This is a genomic window from Sodalinema sp., from assembly GCF_046483825.1.
Lineage (GTDB): Bacteria > Cyanobacteriota > Cyanobacteriia > Cyanobacteriales > Geitlerinemataceae > Sodalinema.
This window is the reverse complement of the sequence record NZ_JAWOCL010000071.1, coordinates 60,690-69,873: the sequence shown is the minus strand read 5'-3', so window position 1 is coordinate 69,873 and position 9,184 is coordinate 60,690. Positions and strand designations below refer to the sequence as shown.

At 50.4% G+C, this 9,184-nt stretch carries 6 protein-coding genes; 2 read left to right on the top strand and 4 right to left on the bottom strand.

Annotated features, from left to right (window positions below; translation table 11 throughout):
* Positions 1–286: 286 nt before the first annotated feature.
* Positions 287–895 carry a 30S ribosomal protein S4 gene (gene rpsD / locus R6U67_RS04835; RefSeq protein ID WP_410251502.1) on the bottom strand — a complete coding sequence of 203 codons (609 nt, stop codon included), beginning with the start codon at positions 893–895 and terminating at the stop codon, positions 287–289.
* Between the two features lie 205 nt (positions 896–1,100).
* Between rpsD and R6U67_RS04830 the strand changes: the two genes are divergently transcribed.
* The gene (locus R6U67_RS04830; RefSeq protein WP_410251501.1) at positions 1,101–1,631 is read left to right on the top strand and encodes a hypothetical protein; all 531 of its coding nucleotides are present in this window, start codon (positions 1,101–1,103) and stop codon (positions 1,629–1,631) included.
* A gap of 138 nt (positions 1,632–1,769) precedes the next feature.
* Here the strand turns inward: R6U67_RS04830 and R6U67_RS04825 are convergent, their stop codons facing one another.
* Positions 1,770–2,327: a thylakoid membrane photosystem I accumulation factor gene (locus R6U67_RS04825; protein ID WP_410251500.1), complete on the bottom strand. Its 558-nt coding sequence runs from the start codon at positions 2,325–2,327 to the stop codon at positions 1,770–1,772.
* A gap of 551 nt (positions 2,328–2,878) precedes the next feature.
* Here R6U67_RS04825 and rpsU point away from each other — a divergent pair.
* Positions 2,879–3,076: a 30S ribosomal protein S21 gene (gene rpsU / locus R6U67_RS04820; RefSeq protein WP_074162865.1), complete on the top strand. Its 198-nt coding sequence runs from the start codon at positions 2,879–2,881 to the stop codon at positions 3,074–3,076.
* A gap of 373 nt (positions 3,077–3,449) precedes the next feature.
* Here rpsU and R6U67_RS04815 read toward each other — a convergent pair whose 3' ends face one another.
* Both R6U67_RS04815 and R6U67_RS04810 read right to left on the bottom strand, forming a co-directional pair.
* Entirely contained in the window at positions 3,450–5,288 is a 1,839-nt protein-coding gene (locus R6U67_RS04815; protein ID WP_410251499.1) for an EAL domain-containing protein, read from the bottom strand.
* Between the two features lie 70 nt (positions 5,289–5,358).
* Positions 5,359–8,937, bottom strand: a complete 3,579-nt coding sequence (locus tag R6U67_RS04810; protein ID WP_410251498.1) for a GAF domain-containing protein — start codon at positions 8,935–8,937, stop codon at positions 5,359–5,361.
* Between the last annotated feature and the right edge of the window lie 247 nt (positions 8,938–9,184).

Here is a 9,184-nt window from a genome sequence, read left to right as displayed (position 1 = left end):
GTTCCCTGTTCCCTGTTCCCTGTTCCCTGTTCCCTGTTCCCTGTTCCCTGTTCCGGTGTTCCCTGTTCCCTGTTCCCTGTTCCCTATTCCCTGTTCCCTGTTCCCTGTTCCCTGTTCCCTGTTCCGGTGTTCCCTGTTCCCTGTTCCCTGTTCCCTGTTCCCTGTTCCCTGTTCCCTGTTCCGGTGTTCCCTGTTCCCTGTTCCCTGTTCCCATAAAAAACCGGCCATCCCCGGAGCCAGCTTGCCCCCAGAATAGCCGAGATAACGAACAGGATGACGAAGACTTCTAAGCCTGACGAGAGTAGTACTCAATCACCAGCAGTTCGTTGATTTGTAGCGCAATCCATTCCCGCTCAACAACGCCATTGACCTGGCCTTCGAGCTTGTCTTTATCCAGGACTAAGTGAGAGGGAATGTTAGCCAGTCCCGGAGAGTCGAGATTGACCTTAACCATCTCGCGAGATTTTTCCGTATTTCTCACGGTAATGATATCGCCAGGGCGGCAGTTGTAACTGGCAATGTTGACGCGGCGACCATTGACACAAATGTGTCCATGATTGACCAACTGACGGGCAGATGGGATAGTCGGGGCCATTCCGAGACGAAAGACCGTGTTATCTAGGCGCATCTCAAGCAGTTGCAACAGCACCTGTCCGGTTGAACCGGGGAGACGACGCGCTTTTTTCACATAGCGGAGTAATTGTTTTTCCGTAACGCCGTAGTTGAAGCGGAGTTTCTGCTTTTCTTCAAGCCGAACAGCGTATTCAGAGCGTTTGCGTCGTCCCTGACCATGTTGACCGGGCGGATAACTCCGCTTGGGATCTTTGCGGGTTAGGCCGGGTAAGGTTCCCAGACGGCGAACTACTCTCAGACGAGGTCCTCGATATCGTGACATACAGCTTAACTTTTGGATTCCTTTGATGGTGTGCTGGCAAACAAAATTTCACCCAAGCACCCCATTATAGAGCCTAACACGGCAGAGATTCAAAACTCCTGGGGCCAATTTCTGGGAATTGGCAACAGGTTGAGCCGCCGATCGCTCATGAATTCCAGTACCCTAGCCATTAGTCCACGTATTGTTTTTATTGGAGACAGGATTCATGAACCCAATTGCCAAGGGTCTCCTTGCCAGTATCAGTATCAGTACCCTGTTGGGTGCGATCGCCGCCCCGGTGGTTGCCTCGCCGTTTTATCCGAGTCGTTATCGAGGGGGAACGCTCGAAGACTATGAAACCTGCACCTCCGAACTGCTCGATCTCGAATTAGGGGAGGAACTCGCGTCGTTGGCCTGCGGAACGGCCTATCGACCGCGCAATTTAGCCAATTGTGTCTCGGAGATTGCGATCGCCACGGACATTACAGCCAGCACCGCCCTAGAAACCTGTCGTCAGGTGCGTCGTCCGTTAGATCTGGCCACTTGCACCGTCGGCATTGCCGAAACGACCGATGGAGGGAACCTACCGAACATTCTTGACAGTTGCCGTCGTAGCCTACTCCCTGAGCGTTATGCCAACTGTGTCCTCGGTATCACCAATCAGTCTGACGTTGCCCCGGTTGCGGCCATGAGCGACTGTCTCGATGCAACGGATCGCCTCCGAGATACCTATCCGACCTTTATCCCCAGTCGTTAAGGGCAACCCCCCGACCTCGTTCGCCTATCGGAATTGGCCCCGAATTGGCCCCGAATTGGCCCCGAATTGGCCCCGAATTGGCCCATAAATAATCCCCCCGCGTGCGGGGGGATTTAAGGGTAAGGGAGATTTCGGAGGTTATCGTAGTTCCGTATTTACTTCATTTACGGCACGTCGTTTTAACTCTACGGATTCAGAACGCGGCAAAAGCTCAAAAATGTCCCGAAAGACTGAATCGAGGGCTTCAAAGGCTACTTGTCCGGATTCGTTCAAGCGAACTGTTCCCGACTCGTCAAAGATCACCGATTGAGGGACTTGACCACTGTAGTAGTAGCCGGGTTCCGTCTCCGCATAGGCTTGATTGGGTAGCACGCTATCGGCATTGACCGGTACGATGGTGGCGACACGGCCATAGTAGGACTGGAGTTCTGAAACCGTTGTCGAGAATTGTTTACAATCGCGACTGTCATCGAGATAAAACACCAACAGGGTGGGACGATGAGCCGTTAAGGCTTGAGGGAGGGTGCTACTGGGGGGGACAATGGAGCCATTGCCCGCATACAGGGCAAAAATGTTGCCATCATTCTTATCATCGTCTAGGGCCGCCCAGGCGGGGGACAGACAAGCGACCCAGAGGGCGATCGCCAAACAGAGAGTCGCAATCGGGCGTTGCCAGTTTCGAGAAAAGAGAGTCATATCCTCTGTTAATGTGAGAGTAGAGAGTAGTGGTTGTTGTTAACTCTCGATCTAGGGTATCAGCTTGGCCGGCTCGCCAACGACTCAATGCTTTTGTTAGCCTCGAAGAAGACCCCTTGCCTGAGTATTTGGAGGCAAGAGTTTGTCTTGGAGTTTGCCATTCTGTATATGCTATTGTGAACGGTAGAAAGGCTAGATCGAGCCATGCCAGTTTTTGAGTTTAACGTTAAATCCGCTCTACAGGAGCCAAAACTCTCCGAACTATGGTAAAACGTTCAAAAAGTCTTTGTCGCCTCGAATCCCAGTTTGTTGCTGTGGATGCGAGTGTGGCCGAGATGACAGGACAGCCCTCAATCTCCTGAAGGCTGTTTTGAGTACGGTCAGACAGACCGAAACTTCAGGGACTTCACCTGAGAACGCTTCTGGAGATTTGTCTGCTGTGTGGGTTGGCGATCTCGCCAGCACCAGTCTGACAAGTCGTTGAAGGAAGAATCCCGCTGTCTTTGGGCGTGGGAATGTCAGTTGTCACAGATTCTGGAGAACGATCGGGCATGACCCAAATCATTGTAGGTGAAAACGAAGGTATCGAATCCGCACTGCGTCGCTTCCGCCGAGGTGTTTCGAGAGCAGGAATTTTCCTCGATCTCAAGAAAAATCGTCATTTTGAAACTCCTATTGAAAAGCGCAAGCGTAAGGCTGAAGCGTTACGCAAACAACGTCGCCGCCGTTATCGTCGCCGCTCATCTTAGGTGGACGTCTCGCTGTCAGCGGTGGCTCCTGAGTTTGAGTTTCTGACTTGAGCCGACAACTTGATAGATTGCTCCAGCTTTGATGGATTGTCTGTCAAACTGGAGCATTTTTGTGGAGAATCGGGAATTGGGAATCGGGAACAGGGAATCGGGAAATTTGTTATTGTTAATTGTGGGTCTTCAGGAAATCGGGTGTGATGTCTTGAATTTTAGACAAAATTTTAGGGGCAAAAAATCCCCTCCTGGGAGGAGTTCGGGGTGGGTTCCCCTACAGAAACAGATACAGAAACAGATGTAATCTGCCATGAATTTTCCTTGATTTTCCTGATCAGCCTGAACCCAGAAGACCCTTAATTTTTTGATTTATCGCTCTCTATTGATGGGAAAAATTAATGCTGTCAGGATTGATTTCTGATGCAGGACGGGGGCGAGAAAAGAGATAGCCTTGGGCAAAATTACAGCCGAGATTTCGTAAAATATTTTGCTGTTCAACCGTTTCAATCCCTTCGGCGATGGTTTCAATGTTCGTGGCTCGGGCTAAATTTAGAATCGCGGGAACCAAGCCTTTCCCATCGAGTGACTCACCCATTCCTTCAATAAAGGCTCGGTCAATTTTAAGGGTGTCAACCGGAAAAGTTTGTAGATAACTTAACGATGAATACCCGGTACCAAAGTCATCAATGCTAATTTGAATTTCTCGGGATTTAAGCTGTTGCAGGATAAAGAGAGTGGAGTTGGAATTTTCCATGAGTGCCGTTTCTGTGATTTCTAATTTAAGAAACTTAGGTTCAATTCCGGTCGTTGCTAAGACTCGATCTACTTGATCGAGAAAATCTGGTTGAGCAAATTGACGCACCGATAAATTGACACTCATCACCAGAGGAAGACGCCAGTCTTGATGCCAGCGTTTCAGTTGCTGACAGGCTTCTTCTAATACCCATTCACCAATTTGATCAATGAGTCCAGTTTCTTCAATACTCGGGATAAAATCAGAAGGAGAGACCCAACCTCGTTGGGGATGATGCCAGCGTAGGAGTGCCTCAAACCCAAAAATAGCACCGGTTTGTAAGTTTAGAATTGGTTGATAGTACACCTGAAATTCGTTGCGATCGCAGGCGTAGCGTAAGTCATTTTCCAGGGCGAGTCGCTCTAAGGCTTCTTCATGTAAAATCGGATCGAATAAGTGATAGCGATTTCCTCCGAGTGCTTTAGCTCGATACATGGCAGCATCGGCATTTCGTAACAGTTCTTCGGGAGACACATCGCTGAGGGCAAAAGCAACGCCAATACTGGTATTCACAAAGACTTCATGGCGAGAAAGTTGGTGAGGTTCTGATAAGACGTTTAACAGATCCTGGACCATATGAATAACATCGGAGCGGTTATCCTGATAAACTAACGCTACAAATTCATCGCCCCCCCAACGCGCAACAATAACATCATCGTCTAAGCTCTCGCGAAGTCGGTGCGCGAGAGATTTGATCAATTCATCCCCAACGGCGTGTCCCAGGGAATCATTAACCACTTTGAAGCGATCGCAGTCAATAAACAAAACCGCCAAATCCGAGCCAGTCTTGTTGTCTTCGAGGGATTCGGTCAGCTTAATTTCAAACTGCGCCCGATTCGGTAAATTCGTGAGGCGATCGTGAAACGCTAAATACTTAAGACGTTTTTGAATACGCTCGCGCTGGCCAATCTCCTCAAGTAACTGACGATTGGCTGATTCTAACTGGCGGGTTCGCTCTCGCAGTTGACTGGTGCGTTCATCGACTCGTTGCTCCAAATCTGCATTGAGTTGACGAATTTCTCGTTCAACCGATTTAATGCGTAACTGATGATGAACTCGCGCTAAAACTTCCTCAATTTGGAACGGTTTAGCGATGTAATCGGCTCCGCCGACCGTAAAGGCTTTCACCTTGTCAAACACATCATTGAGCGCACTGAGGAAGACCACCGGGATATCGCAAGTCCGTTGATCACCTTTGAGGCGATCGCACAGAGCATAACCGTCCATATCCGGCATCATAATATCGAGCAAAATCAAATCCGGGGCCAAGGTTTCCACCGCCGTTAACGCCATTGAGCCGCTAATCGCCTTACGGACTCGGTAGCCCCGTCGAGACAACATATTGGACAATAGCCTTAAGTTCTCTGGAGTATCATCAACAATGAGAATATCAGCTTGTTCGAGGTCTTTCGGTGTATCTTTCATCGGGGTCGCTATTGATGGTACAGATCGAGGACGGGCGCTAGAGAAGGGCATGATGGCTCGTTACGGCTCGTTACGACTGTTGAACACATTGCATCAGTTCTAAGATGCGATCGAAACGAAAATCTTGCGCCCAAGTTTTAGCGAGATCGCAACAACCCGAGTCACTTCCATCAAGGGACGTTAAGACCTCTAAAATCTGATCATCACTGCCTTCTAACGCCGCCTGGTGAAGCTGCTCAACCACCGACTTAGGGAGATTGCAGATCCACTGTTGCATCTGTTCAGAACTTGGGGTCATCGAAGCACCAAGGTTCGTCAATTGCAATTGAGCCTCTCGCGTCTGAAATATCCCGAGTTCGTCGGGTTCCGTCGACTCCTGCATATTCCCCTCATACTCATACTCCACTCCAAGATATCGTTGCATCTTCGCCAAAATCTCTACCTCCCGAAAGGGTTTGCGGATAAAATCATCACACCCTGAGGCTAAAATCGCCGATCGCTCCTCTTCAAAGGCACTGGCCGTCAGAGCAATGATAATCGTATCTTGGCATTCAGGAAGAGCCTTAATTTGCGGTGTCGCCTCATAGCCGTTGAGTTCCGGCATCCTCATGTCCATCCAGATTAAATCGGGTTTCCATTGTGGGGCGATCTCCACGGCTTGACGACCGTTATTCGCGGCCTGTACCTTAAAGCCGATGGTCTTGAGAAACTGCACTAGGAGCAATTGGTTCGTGGGTTCGTCTTCTACCACTAGAATACGATACTCTCGTTGCTCAGGGATCAAGCGTTTGACTTGGCCGGGGAGTTGCGATTGTCGCCGGACCTCATTAACAGACCCCAGGTCAACGGGAATCTCAAAACTAAAACAGGAGCCAACACCGACGCGACTCTCAACCTGAATTTTGCCTCCCATCAAGCTAATAAACTGTTGAGAGATTGAGAGTCCCAGTCCCGTTCCTCCCCGCGACTCTAAGCCCGAATTGGTTTGGGTAAAGGGTTGAAAGAGCAGGTCAATTTCTTTGGCGTCAATGCCTGAGCCGGTATCTTCAACGCTAAAATGCAGTTGCGATCGCCCCGGCGGGGTGTTTGAAGGCGTTAAGGAGTCGCCGTCGACGGGGGCAACGCTCAAGCTCACATGGCCGCGTTCAGTAAACTTGAGGGCATTCCCCAGTAAATTGAGTAACACCTGCCGTAATTTGCGCTCATCCCCTTTAATATAGCGAGGGACATCGGGGGAAACCTCAAAGAATAGATCGAGATTTTGGTGTTGGGCCTTCAGTTTCAGGACGCGGTAGAGGCCATCGAGTAGGGCATATAAATCCAGGTCGTGACAGGTTAATGTCACCCGCGCGGCCTCAATTTTAGACATCTCCAAGACTTCATTCACCAGGCCCAGAAGATGCTCACCACTCGACAAAATGGTTTTGAGGTATTGATGTTGTTCCGTCTCCGATACGCCCGGACGTTGCAAGAGTTGCGAGAATCCCAAAATGGCATTGAGCGGGGTTCGTAGTTCATGACTCATGTTGGCCAAAAATTCACTTTTGGCGCGGTTGGCACCATCAGCGGCTTCTTTGGCCTGCTGAAGTTCTAGGGCTTGTTGACGAGTGCGGGCCAGCAGTTCAGCTTGTTGAACCGCAACCCCCAACTGGTTACTAATCTGTAGTGCAATTTTGATATCGCCTTGACTCCAATGGCGTGGTCCTGCGTTTTGGTAGATGGCCAGGAGTCCCCAGAGCAACTTGCCGCAGAAAATCGGCACAATGATATAGGCTCGGGCTTGCAGTTGTTTGAGTAAATTGAGATAACAGTCATCAAAACCCGCCTCATAGATATCCGTGACGGCTCGATAGGTTTTGCCATCTCGGTAGGGATTGCCCAAGTTTTCTTGCAGATAGGTATCTTGGACGAGATTATCGTTGCTTTCGAGTTCGCTGGCGGTACAGTCGAGGCGTTGAACGGCCACACGAGTGAGATTGGGGTCTTGGTTGGCGGTTTCGATCAGAGGGTCCCAGGGTGGATTCACCGATTCAGCGACGTAGGTTCCACTCCAATCGGGAAAGAAGCGGTAGACGAGAACGCGATCGCAGTTGAGAACGCCCCGCAGTTCATGGGTGGTGGCGTTGAAGATATCTTCGAGATCGAGGGTTTGGCGCATTCGGGCAATGGCCCGAGCGATGGCCCGTTCTCGGGCCGCACTTTCACGCAGGGCGGCTTCAGCCCGTTTGCGATCGTGGATGTTGGTATGGGACCCAGCCATACGGACGGGTTCTCCTTTGTCATTCCACAAGGCTTGGCCGCGAGCGAGAATCCATTTGTAGGTTCCCTGTTTGGAATGCATGCGAAATTCTTGGGAGTAAATGCGACTTTTGCGGTTGAGATGGTCTAGCAGAGCCTGTTTGACGGTTTCTTTTTCGTCGGGATGAACCAGTTGTAGCAAGATATCTGGGTCGTTGGGGAGTTCGTCGTCACTGTAGCCAAGGATATTTTTCCAACTGGTGGAATAGAAGATGCGATCGCCCTTAATATCCCAATCCCAAATTCCCTCATTGCTGCCCTGAATCGCCAGTTGCCAACGTTCTTCACTTTCCCGTAAGGCGGCTTCGGCACTAATGCGATCCTGAATCTCTTTTTCGAGGCTGATATTGGCGTCAATCAGTTCGTTGGTACGTTCGCGGAGCCGTTGGGTGGCATTGGAAATATTTTCTTCGAGGCTGTCGTAGGCTTCAATTTGGGCTTGTTCAGCCCGTTGACGCAAGAGTTCGGCGGCAGAGCGGATGGCAAAGAGTTGCAAAATGGCTAGGGTCGTATCGGGGTCTGACAACTCGCGATCGTGGTGGATGCAGAGAACGCCGATGACGTTTTGTCGCCGATCTAGGAGAGGGCTACCTAGGTAGGTGCAGGCGTTAATGGCCCTCATACTGACGGCTTGAGGGAATTTCTCCTGGACGCTGTTGGCCACCCGTTGCGGTTTCTTTTCACGGACAACCGGTTCACAGGGGCTACCGGTGATGCAATAGGTCATGTTATCCTCTAGCTTTCCATCTCGCCACAGGGCCAGAGTTGTCAGAGAGTCGGGCGGCTCGTCGGTGTATTCGGCTAGGCAGACTTGCCGCACTTGCAGGGTATCGGCCAAATGTTCGACGAGAGCGGTGAAGAATTCTTGGCCGGTGACGGCTCCGGTTCCCTGCAAAATCTGGTTGAGTTGGGCCTCAATCGTTTGCCGCTGCTTGATTTCTCGGTGCAGTTGTTGGTTGAGATCTTCGAGTTCCCTAGGATTACGCAGGCTTAAGGCTTTGGGGACGAAGGAAATCAGAGTCAGGGCGGTATAGAAGGAAATGATGGCGGTTAGGGCTTTGATGCTGCCCGATAGCCAATAATTGGGATGCCAGAGGGTCCAGAGTTCGAGCAAGTGAGAGCTGCCGCAGGCCAGGATGAAGGCGCTAAAGAGCCAGAGGATACCGTGAAAGGGGAGGTCTTCCCGTTTACGACTGAAGTAAACCAGGATCAGGGGGATGGAATAGTAACTCAGGACAATTAGGCTATCACTGAGGGCATGTAGTCTAACGAGAGACGGTTCCCAAAGGTAGCAGTGACCGTGAGGGATGTAGGCGAGAAACACAGACCATGAGGCGATCGCAGACCACATACAAAACTCTACCTGGCAACTAAGGTTGACCTCAAAACGCTTACTCTTGATGTTAACGAAGTTTAAGCTGGTCTGAGTTAAGGAATTAAAGAAGGCAACAGGCAACAGGCAACCGGTGGAGGATTCTCTCTCAATTCAGAGTGTCAATCAGGCAATCTTTGATTGCTATATCAGGTGGCCGGTTGCTCTTTAACCCCATTTAAACTGAAAGCGCCGACTTCCAGATGGAAGTCGGCGCTTTTGGGTA

What these genes read in the sequence shown, in the direction of transcription:
- rpsD (WP_410251502.1), bottom strand. Translation starts at nt 895, where the DNA reads ATGTCACGATATCGAGGACCTCGTCTGAGAGTAGTTCGCCGTCTGGGA.
- R6U67_RS04830 (WP_410251501.1), top strand. Translation starts at nt 1,101, where the DNA reads ATGAACCCAATTGCCAAGGGTCTCCTTGCCAGTATCAGTATCAGTACC.
- R6U67_RS04825 (WP_410251500.1), bottom strand. Translation starts at nt 2,327, where the DNA reads ATGACTCTCTTTTCTCGAAACTGGCAACGCCCGATTGCGACTCTCTGT.
- rpsU (WP_074162865.1), top strand. Translation starts at nt 2,879, where the DNA reads ATGACCCAAATCATTGTAGGTGAAAACGAAGGTATCGAATCCGCACTG.
- R6U67_RS04815 (WP_410251499.1), bottom strand. Translation starts at nt 5,288, where the DNA reads ATGAAAGATACACCGAAAGACCTCGAACAAGCTGATATTCTCATTGTT.
- R6U67_RS04810 (WP_410251498.1), bottom strand. Translation starts at nt 8,937, where the DNA reads ATGTGGTCTGCGATCGCCTCATGGTCTGTGTTTCTCGCCTACATCCCT.